Origin of the sequence: Mycobacterium sp. 852014-50255_SCH5639931, assembly GCF_001665605.1 — a bacterium.
GTDB classification, from domain to species: domain Bacteria; phylum Actinomycetota; class Actinomycetes; order Mycobacteriales; family Mycobacteriaceae; genus Mycobacterium; species Mycobacterium paraffinicum.
In genome coordinates, this window is record NZ_LZSV01000043.1 from 1 (window position 1) to 18,655 (window position 18,655).

At 69.2% G+C, this 18,655-nt stretch carries 20 protein-coding genes and 2 pseudogenes; 12 read left to right on the forward strand and 10 right to left on the reverse strand.

All coding sequences use genetic code 11. The features are described 5' to 3' along the window. The 3 genes and pseudogenes from A5758_RS25510 to A5758_RS24270 form a co-directional block, all read left to right on the forward strand. Positions 1-491 (forward strand): annotated as a pseudogene (locus tag A5758_RS25510) (hypothetical protein); the annotation flags it as partial. A gap of 143 nt (positions 492-634) precedes the next feature. Beyond that, positions 635-1,996, forward strand: coding sequence for a hypothetical protein (locus A5758_RS24265; protein ID WP_067745546.1), 1,362 nt, complete (start codon positions 635-637; stop codon positions 1,994-1,996). A gap of 67 nt (positions 1,997-2,063) precedes the next feature. Beyond that, positions 2,064-2,477: a hypothetical protein gene (locus A5758_RS24270; protein WP_067745455.1), complete on the forward strand. Its 414-nt coding sequence runs from the start codon at positions 2,064-2,066 to the stop codon at positions 2,475-2,477. A gap of 3 nt (positions 2,478-2,480) precedes the next feature. On the opposite strand, the gene A5758_RS24275 is transcribed toward A5758_RS24270, so the two are convergent. Further along, the gene (locus A5758_RS24275; RefSeq protein ID WP_067745458.1) at positions 2,481-3,146 is read right to left on the reverse strand and encodes a DUF3060 domain-containing protein; all 666 of its coding nucleotides are present in this window, start codon (positions 3,144-3,146) and stop codon (positions 2,481-2,483) included. A 56-nt stretch (positions 3,147-3,202) separates the two neighbouring features. Here A5758_RS24275 and A5758_RS24280 point away from each other — a divergent pair, with 56 nt between their 5' ends. Further along, on the forward strand, positions 3,203-4,222 hold the full coding sequence (locus A5758_RS24280; RefSeq protein WP_067206114.1) for an NADP-dependent oxidoreductase: 1,020 nt from the start codon (positions 3,203-3,205) through the stop codon (positions 4,220-4,222). A gap of 155 nt (positions 4,223-4,377) precedes the next feature. Further along, the gene (locus A5758_RS24285) at positions 4,378-5,208 is read left to right on the forward strand and encodes a family 16 glycosylhydrolase (protein WP_067745461.1); all 831 of its coding nucleotides are present in this window, start codon (positions 4,378-4,380) and stop codon (positions 5,206-5,208) included. Here the strand turns inward: A5758_RS24285 and A5758_RS24290 are convergent, their stop codons facing one another. After that, entirely contained in the window at positions 5,209-6,651 is a 1,443-nt protein-coding gene (locus A5758_RS24290; RefSeq protein ID WP_156622778.1) for a glycosyltransferase family 39 protein, read from the reverse strand. A 128-nt stretch (positions 6,652-6,779) separates the two neighbouring features. Continuing rightward, complete coding sequence (locus A5758_RS24295; protein ID WP_066947520.1) at positions 6,780-7,007, reverse strand: hypothetical protein; 228 nt, start codon at positions 7,005-7,007, stop codon at positions 6,780-6,782. A 163-nt stretch (positions 7,008-7,170) separates the two neighbouring features. Between A5758_RS24295 and A5758_RS24300 the strand changes: the two genes are divergently transcribed. The 3 genes from A5758_RS24300 to A5758_RS24310 are packed head-to-tail and all read left to right on the forward strand — an operon-like array spanning position 7,171 to position 8,835. Then, a complete protein-coding gene (locus tag A5758_RS24300; protein WP_231987389.1) occupies positions 7,171-7,422 on the forward strand; it encodes a hypothetical protein in 252 nt (83 codons plus the stop codon). A gap of 59 nt (positions 7,423-7,481) precedes the next feature. Next, complete coding sequence (locus A5758_RS24305; RefSeq protein WP_067745467.1) at positions 7,482-8,153, forward strand: GAP family protein; 672 nt, start codon at positions 7,482-7,484, stop codon at positions 8,151-8,153. Between the two features lie 10 nt (positions 8,154-8,163). Continuing rightward, positions 8,164-8,835 carry a GAP family protein gene (locus tag A5758_RS24310; RefSeq protein WP_067206128.1) on the forward strand — a complete coding sequence of 224 codons (672 nt, stop codon included), beginning with the start codon at positions 8,164-8,166 and terminating at the stop codon, positions 8,833-8,835. On the opposite strand, the gene A5758_RS24315 is transcribed toward A5758_RS24310, so the two are convergent. Continuing rightward, positions 8,811-9,596, reverse strand: a complete 786-nt coding sequence (locus tag A5758_RS24315; RefSeq protein ID WP_067745549.1) for a hypothetical protein — start codon at positions 9,594-9,596, stop codon at positions 8,811-8,813. The genes A5758_RS24310 and A5758_RS24315 overlap by 25 nt on opposite strands. Before the next feature lie 28 nt (positions 9,597-9,624). On the opposite strand from A5758_RS24315, the gene A5758_RS24320 reads away from it, so the two are divergent. Then, positions 9,625-11,115 carry a bifunctional phosphatase PAP2/diacylglycerol kinase family protein gene (locus A5758_RS24320; protein WP_067745470.1) on the forward strand — a complete coding sequence of 497 codons (1,491 nt, stop codon included), beginning with the start codon at positions 9,625-9,627 and terminating at the stop codon, positions 11,113-11,115. Here A5758_RS24320 and A5758_RS24325 read toward each other — a convergent pair. The 4 genes from A5758_RS24325 to A5758_RS24340 all read right to left on the reverse strand — a co-directional run bounded on the left by A5758_RS24325 (position 11,112) and on the right by A5758_RS24340 (position 14,746). Next, entirely contained in the window at positions 11,112-12,503 is a 1,392-nt protein-coding gene (locus tag A5758_RS24325) for an FGGY-family carbohydrate kinase (protein ID WP_067745473.1), read from the reverse strand. The genes A5758_RS24320 and A5758_RS24325 overlap by 4 nt on opposite strands. Next, positions 12,500-13,900: a mannitol dehydrogenase family protein gene (locus A5758_RS24330; RefSeq protein ID WP_067745478.1), complete on the reverse strand. Its 1,401-nt coding sequence runs from the start codon at positions 13,898-13,900 to the stop codon at positions 12,500-12,502. The genes A5758_RS24325 and A5758_RS24330 overlap by 4 nt, the downstream gene beginning before the upstream one ends. Positions 13,901-13,920: 20 nt before the next feature. Beyond that, positions 13,921-14,235, reverse strand: a complete 315-nt coding sequence (locus A5758_RS24335) for a DUF732 domain-containing protein (RefSeq protein WP_197503820.1) — start codon at positions 14,233-14,235, stop codon at positions 13,921-13,923. A gap of 166 nt (positions 14,236-14,401) precedes the next feature. Beyond that, complete coding sequence (locus A5758_RS24340; RefSeq protein WP_067745481.1) at positions 14,402-14,746, reverse strand: DUF732 domain-containing protein; 345 nt, start codon at positions 14,744-14,746, stop codon at positions 14,402-14,404. 324 nt (positions 14,747-15,070) lie between these two features. Here A5758_RS24340 and A5758_RS24345 point away from each other — a divergent pair, with 324 nt between their 5' ends. Next, positions 15,071-15,640: a hypothetical protein gene (locus A5758_RS24345; protein ID WP_067745484.1), complete on the forward strand. Its 570-nt coding sequence runs from the start codon at positions 15,071-15,073 to the stop codon at positions 15,638-15,640. Between the two features lie 211 nt (positions 15,641-15,851). Here A5758_RS24345 and A5758_RS24350 read toward each other — a convergent pair whose 3' ends face one another. Further along, positions 15,852-16,673, reverse strand: a complete 822-nt coding sequence (locus A5758_RS24350) for an Ig-like domain-containing protein (protein WP_067745487.1) — start codon at positions 16,671-16,673, stop codon at positions 15,852-15,854. Positions 16,674-16,893: 220 nt separating this feature from the next. Between A5758_RS24350 and A5758_RS24355 the strand changes: the two are divergent. Together A5758_RS24355 and A5758_RS26610 are read left to right on the forward strand one after the other, a co-directional pair. Beyond that, positions 16,894-17,085: pseudogene (locus A5758_RS24355) on the forward strand (DUF4926 domain-containing protein); the annotation flags it as partial. A gap of 121 nt (positions 17,086-17,206) precedes the next feature. Further along, positions 17,207-17,575, forward strand: coding sequence for a DUF4189 domain-containing protein (locus A5758_RS26610; RefSeq protein ID WP_082939827.1), 369 nt, complete (start codon positions 17,207-17,209; stop codon positions 17,573-17,575). 349 nt (positions 17,576-17,924) lie between these two features. On the opposite strand, the gene A5758_RS24360 is transcribed toward A5758_RS26610, so the two are convergent. Further along, positions 17,925-18,443, reverse strand: a complete 519-nt coding sequence (locus tag A5758_RS24360) for an MmpS family transport accessory protein (RefSeq protein ID WP_067745493.1) — start codon at positions 18,441-18,443, stop codon at positions 17,925-17,927. Between the last annotated feature and the right edge of the window lie 212 nt (positions 18,444-18,655).

Here is an 18,655-nt window from a genome sequence, read left to right on the forward strand (position 1 = left end):
TGCGCCCCCGCCCCGGCGCGCCGCCCCCCCCTCCGGCCGGCCCCCCCCCCCCCACCGCCGCGCCGGTGCCCCGCCCCGCGCCGCCGCCGCCCGAACCCCCATCCCCACCCCCCCCGCCACCGCCCCCGCCGGTGGTGGTCACCACGCAGGCGCCACCGGTCTGGACCCCGCGGCACACCGCCCCGCCGTCGACTCAGGCCCCGACCACGACGGCCATGACGACGCCCCCGCCACCGCCGTCGACCACGAGCGAAGAGCCGCCCCCGCCGTCGACCACCACGACCCCCACGACGACGGTGCCGATGACCACCGAGTGGATACACGTCCCACTGCTACCGGTGCCGATTCCGATCCAGGTTCCGCAGACGCAGGCCCCGCAGACGCAGGCGCCGCAGTACACGCCATATCCGCAATATCCGCAGCAGTACCCGCAGCAGTACCCGCAGTACCCGGGGAACTCCCAGAATCCCTTCCTGGGCCCGGGCTACTAGCCGCCCGTCGTCCCTGCTGAGCGCGCTCCACGAGCGCGCCCGTGCCCGCGCGGGTAGGTTGGTGTCACCCGGTCGGGCGGGGTCTATCCGGTGGTGTCCTCATGGAGGATCCCGGAGCAAATCAGCGGACTGTGGAGGCGTACGTGGACATCGTGCTGGGGGTCTCGATGGCTCCCGAGACGGTCCGCCTGGTGGTCATCGAGGGCCAGAACGCCGACGGTGTCACCGTCGAACAGGACGAGTTCGAGGTCGCCGGCGGCGGGGATTCGGTGGCTGCCGGGGCGGTCGACCAAGTGCTTGCCGCGATCGGCGGCACCCGGGAAGGTGCGCTCGCGGGCGGCTACCGACTGGTGTCGACCGGAGTGACGTGGACGGACCCCGCCGGCGTCGGCGCGCTGCGGGATGCGATGGGCCGCCACGGCATGGGCAACGTCATGCTGGTGTCCCCGTTACTGGCCGCGGCCGCACTGGCCCAGACGGTCGGGTCCGCCCTGGACTACGCGCACATCGCGATGCTGTTCGTCGAGCCCGAGACCGCGACGCTGGCCGTCGTCGACGTCACCGACGGTTCGATCGTCGACCTGCACCGCCAGCAGCTGGCGCACGCCCGGCAACAGCCGCTCGCCGCCGAGTTGGCGACGATGGTCGCCGGTCTCAACTCGCGGGGGGCCCGGGCGGACGGCGTCTTCCTGGTGGGCTGCGGTGCGGACATCGTGGCGGTCAAGCCCGCGCTCGAGGCGGCGACCCCGCTCGAGGTGACGGCTCCGGAGGAGCCGGAGATGGCGCTGGCGCGCGGAGCGGCGCTGGCGTCGGCGAACGCGCCGCTGTTCGCCTCGTCCACGGCGGCCCTGGCATACGCGCTCGACCCGGGCACCGGGGAAGTGAGTCCCCGACCGATCGGCCCGACCTACCTGGACGTCTGGGGCAGCACGACCGCCGATGCGCTGGCCTACAGCGCCGTCGCCGACGAGGACGACGTGACCCCGCGCAGGCGCAGACCCATGTTCCTCGCCGGCAGCGCGCTGGCCGGGATCGCCGCCGTGGTGGCCGGCGTGGTGCTGTTTTCGCTGGGCTCCGATCGGCCGGGATCCACCGTGCCGCAGAACCCGCGGGTCAGCGTCGCCACCCCGGCCAAGCAGGTGCCGGCCGCACCGCCGAGCGCGCCGCCGGCGGCGCAGCCGCCCGCCCCCGCACCACCGCCTCCGCCCCGGGCCCCGACCGTGGTGGCCGCCCCGCAGCCGGCCCCGCCGGTGGCCGAGCAGCCGGCGCCCCAAACGCAGAAGCCGCCGCCGGCGGCACCGGTCTACCGCGCCCCGAGCCGGCCGGCCCCGCAGTACACGCCCCCGCCGGTCCAGCGGCCGGCTCCCGCGCCGGCCGAAGCGGCCCCGCCGCCTCCGCCGCCCGCCGCGCCCGCGCAGCCGCCGGTCACGATGTACCTGCATTTCCCGTTCGTCACGGTGCCGATTCCCATCACCCCGCCGGCACCGCCCCCGCCCGCGCCATAAGGGCGTGGCGCACGACCGCGACTGCGCGCACACTGGGCGGTGACGGCATGAGCGGCGAGGAGGTCGCGTGGGCGAATACGGTGCGTTCGGATTTGATCCCGACGAGTTCGATCGAGTGATCCGCGAGGGCAGCGAGGGGCTGCGCGACATGTTCGAGCGGGTCAGCAAGTTTGTCGCGGCGCCAGGAGCCCGGACCGGGTGGTCGTCGTTCTTCGAAGACGTGTCGCGGCGCCCCCGCCAGGAGCCCGAGACCACCGGCGAGGCCGGAGACGGTGTCTGGGCCATCTACACGGTGGACGCGAACGGCGGCGCGCACGTCGAACAGGTTTATGCGACCGAGCTCGACGCGCTGCGGGCCAACAAGAACAACGTCGACCCCAAGCGCAAGGTGCGGTTCCTGCCGTACGGCATCGCGGTCAGCGTTCTCGACGACGATTCCCCCGACGAGGAACCCGGCGAGGAACCCGGCGAGCCTTCCTGAGTCTCAGCCCTGCTCGACGACGTTCGAACTACCGGCGTTGCTGACCTTCGGCGTGCCCGAGTGGTAGGTGACCTTGTTGTTGAGGCCGGTGGCGTCGATGCTGTCAACGGCGTCGACGGTGACCTGGTTCTGCATGCCCGACACGGTGAGGCTCGCGCAGTGGCCGGTGATCACCACCGTGTTGGACACGCCGCGGACGATCACGATGTTGTCGTTGCAGGCGATCGTCCGGTTCTCGCCGACCCCGGAGACACTGATCTTGTCGCCCGGCGCCGGGGCCGGTGACGTCGACGGCCCGGGTGTTCTGGTCCGGGTGGTCGGCGGTGCGGTACCGCCCGGGGGGATGTCGGTGATGGTCGGCGGGGAGCTGATGATCGAGCGGACACCGGAAAGTTGGTGGGCCGCGAAGGCGGCGATGCCGCCGGCGAGGGCCAGCATGCCGATGACGATGACCGTGCCCAGGATCCACCACATCCGATTGCCCGAGGGACGTTGCGGCGGCGCGCCGCCATAGGTCCACGCGGGCGGTGGCGGCGGAGGGCCCGCCGGCCCGGGCGAATAGGCCTGGGCGGCGGGCTGCGCGCTACCCGCTTCGGATGCCCGCGCCGCCTCGGCGAGCGGGCGCTCGAGTTCCCGGATCCGCTCCTCCGGGTCGTCGTTTGCTGCCATCGGTTGAATATGCCATTCCCGCGGCTGATTTCGGGCGGTTCGGTAGTTTCTGCATCGTGCCCGAGTTGCCGAACCGTCAGGTGTTGTTGCGTCGCCGCCCCTCGGGGCTCGTTCAGCCCGGTGACACCGAGCTGGTCACCACCGCGGCGCCCGAACCGGCGGAGGGGGAGGCGCTGCTGCGCACCACCTACGTAGGGATCGACGCCGCCGCCCGCACGTGGCTCGACGACCAGCCGAGCTACCTTCCGCCGGTGCAGCTGGGCGAGGTCATCCGCGCGGCCGGGATCGGCGAGGTGGTCGCGTCGCGCTGCGATGCCTATGCCGTCGGGGACGTCGTCACCACGCTGACCGGCTTCTCCGAGTACGCGATCATCCGCGACGACCTGTTCAGTACACCCATCCCGGGCGAGGACGACCAGCTGGCGATCATGTCGGTGTACGGGCCGACCGGCGCCACCGCCTATTTCGGGATGACCGACATCGGCCGGCCCAAGGCCGGGGAAACGGTCGTGATCTCGGCGGCCGCGGGCGCCACCGGATCGGTGGCGGGCCAGATCGCGAAGATCGCCGGCGCCCGGGTGGTGGGTATCGCGGGCGGGCCGGAGAAATGCCGGGCGGTGGTCGAGGACTTCGGGTTCGACGCGTGCATCGATTACAAGAACGACGACCTCGCGGCGGCGCTCAAGCAGCACTGCCCGCGGCGCGTCGACGTGTACTTCGACAACGTCGGCGGGCCGATCCTCGACGCGGTGCTGGGCCGCTTGGCCCCGCGCGCCCGCGTCGTCCTGTGCGGCGTCATCTCCAGTTACCTCACCGGCGAGCACCCGGGGCCGGCCAACTACGTGAACCTGCTGTCCAAGACCGCCTTGATGCAGGGGTTCAACGCCCTGGACCAGTGGGGCCGCTTCGACGAGGCGTTCGCCGCGCTCCGGCAGTGGGAGGCCGAGGGCCGGCTCAAGCACCGGGAAACCATCTTCGACGGCATCGAATCGTGCGTCGACGCCCTCAACGGCCTGTTCACCGGAGTCAACATCGGCAAGACGCTGGTCAAGCTCAGCGAACCGGCTTCCCGCTGAGCCGGCACCCTTCTCCGCACGGAAAAACTCGCCGCCACGGGCCGGGTGTGGGCTGCGCGGCGCCCCGCCGCGTGGTTTCATAACACCGTTTGCAAAAGTTGCCTGGGGTGGCGGGCTTGGGTCGAAACACGGCTTTCACGATTGGTGGGTTGTAGATGGATCGTCGCAGCATGATGTTGATCTCGGGGCTCGGCATGCTGGGCGCTGCGATGCGCTTGCCGGGCGCCTGGGCCACCCCGCCGGCGCCGGAGGCGCCGCCGTCCGCCGGGCCCGGCGGCCCTTACATCTTCGCCGATGAGTTCGACGGGCCGGCAGGCTCGGCTCCCGACCCCGGCAAGTGGACGATCCAGACCTGGCAGGACGACGTCTTCCCGCCGGTCGAGGGCATCTATCGCGACGACCGCCAAAACGTGTTCCAGGACGGGCACTCCAACCTCGTCCTGTGCGCCACCCACGACCTGCTGAGCAACACCTATTACAGCGGCAAGCTGCGCGGCAACTTCCGGAGCATGATCAATCAGACGTGGGAAGCGCGGATCAAGCTCGACTGCCTCTATCCCGGCCTGTGGCCCTCGTTCTGGGGTGTCAACGAGGACCCGCTGCCCGACGGCGAGGTGGACATCTTCGAGTGGTACGGCAACGGCCAGTGGGCCCCGGGCACCACCGTCCACGCGGCGTCCAACGGCAAGACCTGGGAGGGTAAGTCCATTCCGGGCCTGGTCGACGGCGGCTGGCACACCTGGCGCATGCATTGGGGCGAAGAGGGTTTCGAGTTTTCGCGAGACGGCGCCGAGTACTTCAAGGTCCCCAACAAGCCCATCCACGTCGCCGGCGGGGCTCCCGACGACTTCAGGTGGCCGTTCAACATTCCCGGCTATTGGATGACGCCCATGTTCACCCTCGCGGTCGGCGGGGTGGGTGCCGGCGATCCGGCGGCGGGTACCTTCCCCGCGTCCATGCTCGTCGACTACATCCGCATCTGGTGATCACCGCGTCGCTTTGAACACCTGCACCAGGTTGAACTGCCAGCGCTCGACGAGCCGGAAGCCCAGATCGTGCGGCACCGCGAAGGCGGGGGTCGCCCCGTAGCGCGGACCGGGCGGCAGCGCCGGACCCTGATCGTGGGCGGGCATCGACTCGTCGGCCTGTGTGATGATCCAGACCACGCGGCAACGGCTGAGCGGCGCGGCGACGACCTCGGGGATCAGGTTGGTGTCGAAGACGTCGTTGCGGTCGGTCGCCCGCTGCCACAGCGTGAGGTCGATAAGCTTGCGGTAGGCATCGGGGCGCGCCGCCATCAGGGGGCGCATCGGGGCGGGCATGAATGTCACGGTGTCGTTCACCAGCAGGCAATCGCCCGGTGCTGCCTGGGCGGTGATCAGATCCGCCACCTGGCTGTAGTCCATCCCGTATTTCGCGTACGGGTTTCGCTGCACCAGAAGGTAATTCGGGGCAGCGGCGACGGCGAAAAGGGTGACAATCGCCGCCGTCAGCCAGGGCCGGGCGGTCACCGCGGCGGCGCAGACGCCCAGGATCAGCGCCATTCCCGGCGCCGTGAACGTCAGGTAGCGCGGGGTGTAGATCGAGTGCACCAGCGCCGAGTAGATCAGGATGGCCGCGGTCGGTAGGGCAAGCCACGCGATCGCGAGGGCCAGCAGTTGCCCATCGCCGGGCGCCGGTCGCGCGGACTTGCTGAGCCACAACGCAATAGCCCCCGCGATCACCAGCGCCGCGAGCACGGCGAACGGGGGGCTGCGCTCGAAATACTGCTGCACCACCACGTCTTCCAGCGTCCGGCGACCGATCGGTGCGATCCAGCTGATTTGATGCGCCTGCCCGGCGACCGTCACCAAGAACGGCACCATGGCGCAGACCCCGGCGGTCGCCGCAATCGTGAACCGCAGCAAAACCCTTCGCGCACAACGGGACACGAGGACCAGCGTGAAGTGCGCCCCGACCAACATTGCCAGGTACACGTCGAGCGCAATCGACGAGATCAGGGCGGCGCCGTAGGCCGCCCACAGCCAACCGGAGTCGCGGCGGGCAGCGCGCACGAGCAACACCGTCAGCCACACGGCGGCCATCATCGACAGCGCGTAGGGGCGGGCCTCGATGCCCGCCCACGTCGTTCGCGGCAAGACGGCGCAGAAGACGCCCGAGGCCACCGCGACGGTGCGCGACGAGAACTGCTTGCCCAGCACCACGATTCCCGCGGCGGCGCCCCCGACGGCCAGCCCACTCGGCGCGCGCGACCAGAACTCGGTGGGCAGGAAAACCTGAAACCAGGCGTGCATGAGCAGGTAGTACAGGCCGTGCACGGCGTCGACATTGCCCAGCATCCGCCACAACTGGGCGAGGGAGCGACTGTATGCGGCCGAAATGGTGGCGGCCTCGTCGTACCAGAAAGACGGGCGGCCCGCGCCGCCCATGCTCACCGCAACGGCGAACACCCCGACCAGCAGCGGGTCCAGCCCGGCCGGGCGGCGAAGCGGGTTCCGCACGTCGCTATGGTGCCAGAAGCGGACCGCGAGCCCGCCGCTGGCCGACTACCTCCGGGTCAGTTCAGCAACCAGACGTGCCAGAACCCATCGGAGCCCAGGCGGCAGTCCCAATGGGTGTACAGGTGGTCATTGTGCGTGATCTCCACGTGCGGGGCATCGGCCTCGCAACCGGACTGGCTCGAGTAGTTGCCTTCGACCTCTACTTCGTCGGCACTGGCCACACCCACCCCCGTGGTGAGCAGCCCGGCAAACGCCAATAGGCCAGCGGCGCAAGCCATCTTCATCTGGACCTCCCCTTCGTAGCTGAGCAGACTATATCGACCGGCCCGGGCGTGGGATCGAAAATGGGGAATCCGGCAAACGTCCACCATTCGAACGTATGATCGATCGATGGGGCAGTTCGCGTCCATCGGGTAAAACGGCCAACCGGTCCGGAGCCCGTTCCGGGTGGTGCGTCCGCCGATCACGGTCCTGGTGGACCTGACGGTGCTCTTCCCGCGCGAGCCACATCGCTCCGGCCGGTATCAGCCCAACGGGCTGCAGCTGCACAAGGTCGTCGAGGGGCTGCTCAGCTGCTGGGGCCTCTGCGAGCAGGGCGACTGGTGGGGGCTGGTGACCTACCCGGTCGCCTACGGCTCCCAGCGCAAAACCGTGACGCACTGGGTGCCCGCCTGGACGTTGCGCCGAAAGCCGTTCTGAGGGCGGCGCTTACGCCGGACCCCTGCGGCCGCGTCGGACCAATGCGATGATGGCTGCCCGTGGACGCAAGTTGGGGTTCGGTACTGACCAAGCTCATCGCGCTGGCGGCCGTCATCGCGCTCTCGCCGATCACGGTCGTTCCGGCGGTGCTGGTCTTGCACGCCCCCCGGCCGCGGCCGACCAGTCTGGCCTTCCTCGCCGGATGGGTGCTGGGGCTGGCCGCCCTCACCGCGGTGTTCGTCAGCGGCTCGGAGCTGCTCGGCGGCCTGCACAGGGCGCCACCGACGTGGGCGTCGTGGGTGCGGGTGGCGCTGGGGTCGGCGCTGATCGCGTTGGGCGCCTACCAGTGGCTGACCCGGCATCGGCACGGCAGCATGCCGCGCTGGATGCGGTCGTTCTCCACGCTCAGCCCGCCACGCGCCGGGCTGACCGGGGCGGTGCTGGTGGTGCTGCGACCCGAGGTGCTGATCATGTGCGCGGCGGCCGGCTTGGCCATCGGCAGCAGCAGCCTCAGCGCGGCCGGCGAGCTGGTCGCCGGGGCATTGTTTCTCGTCATCGCCGCGTCCACGGTCGCCATCCCGATCCTGGCCTATGTCGGCGCCGGCGACCGGCTCGACGATGCGCTGGAACGCCTCAAAGTGTGGATGGAGGAAAACCACGCCACCCTGCTCGCCGTCATCCTGGTCCTGATCGGTTTGATGGTGCTCTACAACGGGATTCGCGCCCTGTAGATTGCTGCCCATGGCAGGTAGCTGGGGCACCGTGCTCACGGGGCTCGTTCCGCTTGGGCTGGTCATCTCGTTGTCGCCGCTCACCGTCATCCCGGCGGTGCTGGTGCTGCAGGCGCCGCGGCCGCGGCCGAGCGGCCTGGCGTTTCTGAGCGGCTGGGCGCTGACCCTCGCCGCGCTGACGGCGCTTTCCGTCACGGCCTCCCACCTGCTCGGCGGCCTGGACAAGTCGCCGCCGCGGTGGTCGTCGTGGCTGCGCGTGGTGCTGGGGTCGGCGCTGATCGTGTACGGCATCTACAAATGGCTGAACCGGCACGGCCACGCCGAATCGCCGGCCTGGATGCGCTCGTTCGCGACCATCACCCCGGCCCGGGCCGGGATCATGGGGGCGGTCCTGGCCGTGGTCCGGCCGGACGTCGTACTCATCTGCATCCCGGCCGGCCTGGGCATCGGCACCGCCGGGCTCGGCCTCGTCGGTGACTGGGTGGCCGCCGCGTTCTTCGTCGCCATCGCGGCGTCAAGCGTCGCGATCCCGATACTGGCCTACGCGGCGGCCGGCAGCCGTCTCGACGACACGCTCGCAAAGCTCAAAGACTGGATGGACCGCAACAACGCCGCTCTGCTGGCGGCGGTCCTGGTCCTGATCGGTGCGATGGTGCTCTACCACGGAATCGACGCCCTATAGCCGCCGTCGGTCAGGCCGGCCTCCTCCTCGAGTCGGTTGATCGCGCCGAAGGCGTATTCGCGGACCAACTCCCGGCCGTAGTCCCGCAGCATGCCCACGTAGCCCTTCGCCGCCCACTGCCGGCAGTGACGCTCCTCGTGGTGCAGCACCCGGTCCAGGTCGAGCCGGCTCTGGACCGGCCTGCCGTCGGCGTGCACGTACCAGGCGTGCCCCGACTCGATGATGCGGCGAAGCCACCCGGCGGGGTCGGTGACGGCGCCCATGTTGACCATGAAGATGTCGCCCCACGTGGTGCCGGCCCGCCGGCAGAACTGCCGTTGGATCCAGTTGCCACCCAGGCCCATGAGGACGCCGTTGGGCGTCGTCACTAGGCACCCGCCGTTGCGGTCGACGAACCCGACGTCGCGGGTGTAGGTCCAGCTATTTGCCTTCTGCCGCAACATGATCCGTGTGACTTCCGCCGCGCTGTAGGGTGTCGGGCGGAAATCGGTGCGCCACGCCCGATTGTTGCCGTAGCCGGTGCCCGCGTTCAGGATGTAGGTGCTCAGCACCGCCGCGCGGGCGTCGTCACCGCTGGTGCCCCGGGGCAGCAGGAAGAAGGATTTGCCGTCCGGATCCTTGATCTCCGCCAGCCGCCCGAGCGATCGAAAGGCGTCCGGGACGATGGCGTGCCGCCGGGCGATCTCCGCGACGACGTCCGGGGCGACGCCCTGCCGTGCGGCGTTGTCCCGCCATGCCTCGAAGTAGCCCGGTGCGTCCATGTCCGCCAACCAATTTAGGGTGTAGCGAATGAACTGGCGGCCCAGGCGACGCGCGCGCGGCATCGAACAGATCACCCGGGGGCTCGGCACCCTGGACCGGGAGATCTTCGACGCGATCGCCGAGACCGACACCCCGCTGCTGGACATGGTCATGCCACCGCTGACCCGGGCGGCCGACAACTCGAAGCTGTGGTTCGCCATCGCCGCGGCCATGATGGCGTCGGGAAAGCCGAGCGCCCAGCGCGGCGCGACCCGCGGCGTCGTGACGCTGGCGGCCACCAGCCTGGTCACCAACCAGGTCGCCAAACGCATCCGCCGCCGCCCGCGTCCCGGGTACGAATTGGTGCCGCTGGTCAGGCAGGTCCGCCGCCGGCCGACGTCGAACTCCTTCCCGTCGGGGCACTCCGCCAGCGCGGCCGCGTTCGCCGTGGGGGTCGGTTTGGAGAATCCGATGCTGGGCTTCGGGCTGGCGCTGCTGGCGGGGCTGGTCGGGCTGTCGCGGGTGGCGACCGGCGCGCACTACCCGGGCGACGTCGTCGCCGGCTTCGGCATCGGGGCTGGCCTGGCGGTGCTGGGCGGTCGGCTCGTCCCGCCGATCGTCGAGACCGCCCTGCCCAAGACCGAACCGCTGCGGGTCGAGACGCCCGAACGGCCCGACGGTTCCGGGGTGGTGCTGGTGATCAATCCCGAATCGGGCAGCGGCACCGGGGCCCGCGTCGTCGACGAGGTACGCGAGGCGCTGCCGAAGGCGGACATTCGTGAACTGGGCCCCGACGACGACCCCGCGGACATCTTGCGCGACGCGGCCGCGGGCGCCGAGGTGCTTGCGGTCGGCGGCGGCGACGGCACGGTGGCGGCCGCGGCGGGGGTGGCCATCGAGGCCGGGCTGCCGCTGGCGGTGTTTCCCGCCGGCACGTTCAACCACTTCGCCAAGGACATCGGCTGCGACACGGTGGCCAAGACGGTCGACGCGATCCGCCGCGGCAGCGTGTCGTGCGTGGACCTGGTGTGCCTCAACGAAAGCCAGATGGTCCTCAACACGGCGAGCATCGGGGCCTATCCGACCTTCGTGCAGCAGCGCGAGAAGCTGGAGAAGCGCATCGGCAAGCCGCTGGCGGGTCTGTACGCGATGCTGCACACGCTGCGTAACGACCAGCCCGTCCGCATCTCGTACGACAATAAGACGCTGCTGACGTCGCTGTTCTTCCTCGGCAACTCGCTGTACCTGCCGACCGGGTTCGCCCCGTCGCGGCGGACCCGGATGGACGACGGCCTGATCGATGTCCGCATGCTCGACGCGGGCCGGCGGTGGTCGCGGACCAGGATACTGACCGCGCTCGCGCTGGGGCGGTTGGAGCGCAGCCCGCTCTATCACGAGCTGCAGGTGCCGGAATTCAGCTTCGTCGCGGTCGACGGCCCGACGGTCATCGCGTGTGACGGCGAGGTCGGCGACGAATACGAGAAGGCCAGCTTCACCGCCAAATACCGGGTGCTTCCGGTGTTCCGCCCCTGCGACTAGGTCCCCTCGGTCAAGTCCCGCACCCGCGCGTAGCGCTCCAGCACCTCGGGCGTCGGGTCGGCCATGTATTCGTCGGTTTCGGGCGTCTTCCAGGCGGGCGGTCGTGGCGATCCGCTCAGCGCCCACGCCGCCTGCCGCGCGGCGCCAATCGCGACGTACTGCGCGGGGGCCGGCACCAGCACAGGCACGCCGAACAGTGCGGGGGCGATCTCACGCAGCGCCCGCGATCGGGCGCCGCCGCCGATCAGCAGGATGCGGCGCGTGACGACGCCGTGTGCGGTCAGGTGGGCCAGGCCGTCGGCCAGCGCGCACAGCAGCCCCTCCACGGCGGCCCTGGCCAGGTTGGCCGGCGTCGCGTTCGCGACCCGCAGACCGTGTAACGCGCCAGAGGCGTCGGGGCGGTTGGGCGTTCGCTCGCCCGCCAGGTAGGGCACCAGGACCAGGCCCGCGCTGCCCGGCGGTGCCGCCAGCGCGAGCTCCGACAGCTCGTCGTGATCGACCCCCAGCATCGCGGCGGCCGCGTCCAGCACCCGCGCGCCGTTGAGCGTGCACACCAGCGGGAGGTAGCGCCCGGTGCCGTCGGCGAATCCCGCGACGAAGCCGGCGTCGTCGCGGACCGGGTCGGCGGTGACCGCGGCCACCACCCCCGACGTCCCGACGGAGACGATGACGTCGCCCTCGTCGGCGCCGAGGCCCAGCGCCGCGGCCGCGTTGTCCCCGAGGCCCGCGCCGAAGACCCTTGCGCCATCGGTGGTTCCGCCCGAGGGTGTCAGCACGGTGGGCAGCCGCGGGCGGCGGCCGCGCAGCGCCAGCTCGAGCAGGTCGACGCGGTAGACGCCGCTCGCGGCGTCGTAGTAGCCGGTGCCGCTGGCGTCGCTGCGATCGGTGGTCAGCGCCGCGATGTCGGTGTCATCGCGCAATCGCCACGTCAGCCAGTCGTGCGGCAGGCAGACGGCCGCCGTGCGGTCCGCGTGCCGCGGCTCGTGGTCGGCGAGCCAGCGCAGCTTGGCCACCGTGATCGCGGCCAGCGGCACGACGCCGACGGCTTGCGCCCATGCGTGTGGGCCGCCGAGCTCGTCGACGAGCGCGCGCGCGGCGTCGGCCGAACGCACGTCGTTCCACAGCAGCGCGGGCCGCACCACCGCGCCCGCCTCGTCGAGACACACCATGCCGTGCTGCTGCGCGCCGACGGCGACGGCATCGACGCCGTCCAGTCCTCCCGTGGCTGCGATCGCCTTCCGGGCCGCGGCTTCCCATGCGGCCGGGTCGATTTCGGTCCCGTCGGGATGCGCGGCGGTGCCCTCGCGGACCACCTCGCCCGTGGCGGCGTCGCAGATCAGCACCTTGCAGGACTGCGTCGACGAGTCGATGCCGGCGACCAGCGTCATTCGCCGGCCCCGACGAGTGCTCGCAACGTGGCGCGCGCACCGTGCCGGTGCAGCGAATCCAGCGCCCACAAGTAGGGCTCGAGGAAGCGGGGTTGATCGACGAGGTCACCGAAGACCGCACGGTTGGCGAGAAACGCGGCCGGGTCCTCGCGCTGGGAGCGGGCGATCGGGACGAGCGTGTCGGCGAGCCGGTCCACCACCTCGATCGGCTGGCCGCCCTCGTCGACGCCCTCGGCGAAGCGCGCCCAGCTGGCGACGATCGCCGCGGCCAGCCGCACCGGGCCGCCGCGCCGCAGATTGTCGGCGACCACCGGCAGCAGCCACTTCGGGATGCGGTCGGACGAGTCGGCGCACAACCTGGCCACCGTGTCGCGCACGTAGGCGTTGGCGAAGCGGGGGATGAGCCCGGCTTTGAAGTCGGTCAGCCCCGGGACACGCACCAGGGTCGGCATCGCCTCGGATTCCATGTAGCGGTTCAGGAATTCGGCGATCAGTGGGTCCTGGGCGGCGTCGTGCACCAGCCGGTAGCCGGCCAGGTAGGCGAAGTAACACAGGCCCTGATGGCTGGCGTTGAGCAGCCGCAGCTTCATCGCCTCGTACGGCGACACGTCGTCGACCAGTTGGACGCCGGCCTTGTCCAGCGGGGGCCGGCCGGCGGCGAAATTGTCTTCGAGGACCCACATGGCGAACGGCTCGGCGACCACCGGCCACGCGTCCTGCACGCCGAATTCAGAGTCCAGCCGGGCGATCACGTCGGGAGTGGTGACCGGCGTGATGCGGTCCACCATCGAGTTGGGAAACGTGGTGTGCTCGCACATCCACTGCGCGAGTGCGGGATCGAGCCGCTCAGCGCTTGACATGAACGCGTGCCGGGCCACGCTCCCGTTCTCGACGATGTTGTCGCACGAGACGATCGTGGGGGAGGGCAGGCCCCGTTTCCGCCGCCGGTTCAGCCCCTCGGCCACCAGGGGGAACACATCGCTCAGCGGCGGGCGGTAGCCGCCTTCGGTGATGGTGAGCGAGATGATGCGGGTCGCGGGGGTGGCGAGCAGTTCGATTACCGCTTCGGGATTGTCTGGCGCGTAACGGAAGTCGACGATCGAGCCGATGACCCGCGGCTGCCGGGTGCCGTCGGGATGTTCGAGGACCAACGTGTAGAGGTAGTCCTGGGCGCGCAGCACGTCGCGCATGCGCCGGTCACCCGGCAGCACGCCGACACCGCAGATTCCCCAGTCCCGGGCCAGCCCCGCGCTGAGCAACCTGTCGACGTACATGGCCTGGTGGGAGCGGTGGAAGCCGCCGACACCGAAATGCACGATGCCGACGCCTATTTGGCTGCGATCGTAGGCCGGGACGGGGATGTTGAGGGCGCTCAGGTTGCGCGCGCTCAGCTCCATTCCCGGAACTTAGCTCACCGCTAAGCGTTAGGGCACAGATCGCGCAAGGCAAAAATCACGACGTCCGCGGCCTGGCGACCGTTGATCCCGCCGGTGCCCTGGTCGGCATCCGAACGTTGGATCGCCAAGCCCTCCAGCTGCTGCGGGGAGGCGCCCCAGGAGAGCTGTTGGCACAGGTCCGCGCCCATCTGCAACAGCGCGTCGTCGCCGCCGTTGACGGCGTGGATGCCGGCGTTGTGCAGGTCATTGATGAAGGCAGTCTGGTCGGCCCGCGCCGGGCTGGCCCAGCCGATCCCCGCGACCAGAAGTGGGCCCCCTATGAGGGCTGCGCCCATGAACCGGCCATAGGGCCGCTGTGCTGCCATCCGTGTTTCTCCTTCGTGCCGTGCCCGATCGCCGATGATGCACTTTTACACGAAAACACCGCGAAACACGCTGGGGAAGATGGATCCCGATGATGAATTGTCGGCAAAGACCGATGGCCGGCCGGCAGGACTTCGCTTAGGCGTCCGGGCACAAATCCCGCAAGGCGGCCTCGACGACGGCGTCGGCCTGCTCCGGGGTGATCCCGTGCGCGCCTTGCCTGCTGTCGGAGCGTTGCACCGCCAGGCCCTCGATTTGCGACGGGGGAGCGCCCCACGACAGCTGCTGGCAGACGCTCAGGCCCATCTGGACCAGCGCCGCGTCACCGCCGCTGACCGCGTGGATGCCGGCTTTGTGCAGGTCGTTCACGAAAGTGGTCGTGTCAGCCTGTGCCGGGCCGGCTGACATCACCCCGGCGACCAAGAGTGAGCCCCCCACCAGCGCTGTGCTCATGAATCGGCCGCAGAGCCGCTGTGCTGTCATGGCTCCTTCTCCCGTCCGTTAACCTGGTGGTTGTCTATTGTTCACCTCTATAGAACCTCCAGTACATCTCGTGTCGCCGAAAATTCCCTGTGAATGAGCTGCGCAAAATTTGGCTCAGTGCGACTCCAAACGGCACCGCCGTCTTCTCGGCAACGGCCTCTCACTCGTGACGCCCTTGTGACGTCACCATTTGGAAACGGCGCGGTGCGGCGCGTCCGGCGTTTCATGACGCGTGACGACAATTGGCTCGTCGTCGAAAGACGGCTATGCGGTTCTGCTGCACCAGATGGTTATGTGAGCGCGAATAAAGGAGAGTCGACGCTGATGGCGATCGTCGATCGGTTCAACATCAAAGTAGTTGCCAGCCTTGGGTTGTGCGGAGCCGCACTCGCACTGAGCCCGGATGCGGCGGCCGCTCCGCTTAAGACGGGCGGCTACGCCTGCATCCAGGGGCAGGCCGGCGAGGCCGGCGCGCCGCTGGCCGGCGGACCCGGTGCCGCCGGTGCCGGTGGGGCCGCGGCCGCGGGCGGCGCGCCGACCGCGGAGGTCTGCACGGCCAGCGCGCCACTGACCGACATGGCGGGTATCCCCCTGGCCGTGCCGGGCCCGCTGCCGGTGGGTGCTCCGCTGCCGGTGCCGTTGGGCGGACCGTTGCCGTTGCCGCTGGGTGCGCCCCTGCCGTTGGGTGCGCCGTTGCCGATCGCTCCGGTGGTTCCCGCCGGCGCTCCGCTGGTGGCCCTCGGCGGGCTGGCGGCCGGTGCCCCCCTCGACGCGGCCGCCGGGGCCCCACTCATCGACATGTCGGGGGTCAAGGACGCCCCATCGGGGCCGGCGCCGAGCGGCGGGCCCCAGCCCGGTCAGCCCGTCGCCCCCGGCCCTTCGGGCGCGCACTGATCACCCTCTCGACCGACAAGGACCCGCTGGCCGCCGCCAGCGGGTCCTTTCTTATGTGGCTTAGTCACTTCGGTCGTCGAGCGTGAAGCTAGTTTTCACGGTCGACCGTGAGCGTGAAACTGACTTCACACTCGGGCGAGGGGCCGAGCGCAGAGGGGCCGAGCCCCAGCGAAAAGGCCTTGCGCTCAAAGTGGTTGAGTGGGGGCGCTCCTCAGGAAGGAGGCCGCTCCCAGAGGTCCTGTTTGACGATCACCGGGTCGCCGACGTTGACCGTGTTGTAGTACCACTCGGCGTCTTCGGGGCTGAGGCTGATGCAGCCGTGGCTGACATTCTCCAGCCCCAGTGACTGGACAGCCCATGGAGCGGAGTGCACGAACAGGCCGCGATTGGTGATCCGGACGGCGTAATCGACGTTGAGCATGTAGCCGTTGGGGTCGTCGACGGGAATGCCGACGCTGCTCGAATCCATAAGAACCGAGCGGTCTTTCGACAAGACGGTGTAGTTGCCGACCGGTGTCGGAAACTCGGGCCTGCCCATCGACGCGGGCAGCATGCCCGCTTCGCCGAAGTGGGGTCGGTGGTGCGGAGTGGGTGGTGGGGTCGCGTCGACTCCGTCGACGCTCACCTTGAAAGTGTGGTCGGTGATGTTGGCGACGCCGACGACCTTCGGGCCGGTCTTGAATTCCGTGGACCGGCCGTCGACCGCCAACGCCACCGTGCTGTGCGCCGGCCAGTAGTGGTCCGGAACCCACTGCACGACCTTGTTGTCGAGCCATTCGAATTTGCCGGTCATCGCGGGCGTCGACTTGACTCCGATGGCGCGCTCGGCGGCGTGCCGGTTGGCGACCGGTGCGTCGAACGTCACCACCACGGGGTGCGCCACGCCCACCATCGCGTCCCGCGCCGGCAGGACCGACGCGATGGTGAAGTCGTGCGGCTGGGTCGCCGCGGCCATGCTGGTGCCAGTCGGCCCCGCAACCACACTCGCAGCGACCCCAACCACCGCAAGAACACACCGAACGTCCGCCCGCATGGCTCCGATTCCTTTTAACTGACAGAGTTGTAATAGGGATCGTAAACGCCCGTTGACCAGCGGAAGCGCAAGGGCGCGTTTGTATTTGGTCAAGCCTCGGTCACGTTTCGGCCACGGGGGTTTAGTCCGGGAATGTGGCCCTGCGCTGGGGGTTCAACGGCGGGCTCAAGTGTGCCCGGCTTGCCAAGCAGAGCGGGGTTGAGGCCTCAAGAATTCGTGCGGGACCGTCGTCATGGACTACGCGAAGCTCTCGGACCAAAACGACTGCGCCGCTTACGAAGTAGAGTTCTCAGATGCCGACGACATCACCCAGGCCGTGGTCATGCTGTTCGCCGACGACCTGGAAGCCGTGTGGCGACCGGCCGAAGAGGAGTCGCGCATCGCCGCGGTAAGCGGAGCCTCGTCACAGTAGTGCTCGACGCCTGTCGGCTCAGTGACCACGGACTCCTCGTTTCGGTGGCCAAGGTCCCTAGTTGATAGGCCGCCGTGTCAGCAGGCTCACGGTATCCGCGCAACGTGAAGGGGCGATACCGATGAACAAGTTGATTGCAGGTGTCGGTGCACTTTTAGCGGGCGTGGGCATCGTTGCCGCCCCGGTGGCTCATTCCGACCCAGGATGGGTGGCCGTTGCGGCCTCCGATTCTGAGAACCACACCCACTGGAGCTGGGGTCCAGGAAGCCGGGGTACCGCGGAAGCTCAGGCCTTAGCCGCCTGCAGAGACACGTACGGGGCAAACTGCCACGTCATTGCCTCCGGTACGCCATGCTTGGCGCTGGTAGAGGACGCCGAAGACTATCACTGGGGAATCGCTGGCAACGCCGATGACGCTGTCGCGAAGGCAAAAGCACGGGCTGTCGCGGGCGGGTCGACTTTCGACGGCGTCCATTGCATCTGGGACTAGCGGATAAGGGTGGTTCGCGGCAGGACTCCTAGAGGGGTGCCGCAACCACAGCACTGCGGCCCAGCTGCTCACCCCCTGGATGGCTGCGAACATGATCTATGAACTGCCGGCCGATGGAGACAGCGGCAGCGGCGCCCCATGACGCAGGAAGCTGACTCATCGAGGGCACAATTGACGTATGCCCCAGCTCAGGTATGGAGCCGATGACGAGAATCGAACCCGCGGTTCAGCTTGGGAAGCTGCCTTGCCGACTAATCAACAAACCGAACGTGGGGTGCTCATTCGGCTGCAGGCAACTGACAGAGCGCTCGAAAGCTGCTTGTGCACCAATCGTCATCCTATTGCGTGGCTAAGCATTTCCCGCATTGCCGATGCAGTTTGCGGTAGCGAACGGCCCGCTTGACGTCTGCTCCGCGAGCACCTTGCCGTTGGCACTTATGCGGCACGTGACCGTGCCATTATCCGATCCATTCGTCGCGGTGAGCGAAACGGTCTTCCCAAGGCCGTCGACGGTGACCTGCTTCGTCCAGGGCAGTGAAACGCCGGTGTCTTGAGCTGTATTGAAGTCGTGGCCCGAGTACGTAACGGCTACCGAGTTACCGGAGCCAGTGACCTCGTAGGTAACAGTGACTTGGCGTTTCGATTCTTTGTCGATGTTGTTTGCGACGCCGCCGACAAACGCCACGCATGCGCCGATGCCCAGAAACATCACTAAGAACACACCGCCGAGCACCCAGGGCCAGACGCGCCGTTTCTTTGGCTGTTGGTAACCGTAGGGCTGTTGCGAGTATTGCTGCGGGTACCCGGGATACCCCTGCTGCGGCGGTGTACCGGGCGTCGGTTGATTCTGCGGATTCGGCTCGTTCATGGTTCCCCCCTGCTACACCCAGATGAACACTCTGAGTGCATATGACTGCGTTTCTTTAGCACGTTCCCCGGCGGGCGTTCTAGCAAACAACGTCGTGCCCTAAGAGCAGGAGGACAGGCGCGGAGTGCGGGAGTAAACGGGAGCAGATGCCACGGCTGAGCCGACAGCGCGCCGGGACTACCGCCCGGCTAGCGGAAACACTGGAGCCGATG